We start from the raw sequence: 613 nt of genomic DNA, 5'->3' as shown, positions 1-613 counted from the left end.
TAGCTTAACCTTCGGGGGGGCGCTCACCACTTTGTGGTTCATGACTGGGGTGAAGTCGTAACAAGGTAGCCCTAGGGGAACCTGGGGCTGGATCACCTCCTTACCTATACGACTAACTCGATGTTTGGTCGAAAAATGATCCTGCATTTTCGACATTCGGTACATCCGTGTACCTTTTGAGTGTTCACACAGATTTGCTTGATAGAAGATAGAGTAAAAGATGGGTCTGTAGCTCAGCTGGTTAGAGCGCACCCCTGATAAGGGTGAGGTCGGTGGTTCAAGTCCACTCTGACCCACCAATCCTTCCTTCTCAGCGTTGGAAAGTGACTCGTTTAGTGAACTAAACGTCGCCACTGTCCGCCTTGATAAGAAATGATTGGCAAACCAATCCTTTAAGAGGTTTGGAACATCTTATTTACTCGCACTGCATGTAAATGGGGCTATAGCTCAGCTGGGAGAGCGCCTGCCTTGCACGCAGGAGGTCTGCGGTTCGATCCCGCATAGCTCCACCATTTACTGCATTATGGTTAGAGATGCCAAAGATAAACTAAAACATTATCTTTGGCTTTTTTAAGCCCGCTCTTTAACAATTTGGAAAGCTGATAGTAATTAA

The 613-nt window shown here is 46.7% G+C and carries 2 tRNA genes and 1 rRNA gene; all 3 read left to right on the top strand.

From position 1 onward, the window contains the following. Positions 1-103, top strand: a 16S ribosomal RNA gene (locus tag AEA42_RS19685); the annotation flags it as partial. A gap of 119 nt (positions 104-222) precedes the next feature. Beyond that, positions 223-299 (top strand) — tRNA-Ile (locus tag AEA42_RS19680). Between the two features lie 137 nt (positions 300-436). After that, positions 437-512, top strand: a tRNA-Ala gene (locus AEA42_RS19675). Positions 513-613: the final 101 nt, after the last annotated feature.

Source organism: Shewanella sp. Sh95, from assembly GCF_001308045.1.
Taxonomy (GTDB): Bacteria; Pseudomonadota; Gammaproteobacteria; order Enterobacterales; family Shewanellaceae; genus Shewanella; species Shewanella xiamenensis.
Note: the sequence above shows the minus strand (reverse complement) of the source record. Positions and strands in the feature narration are given on the sequence as shown.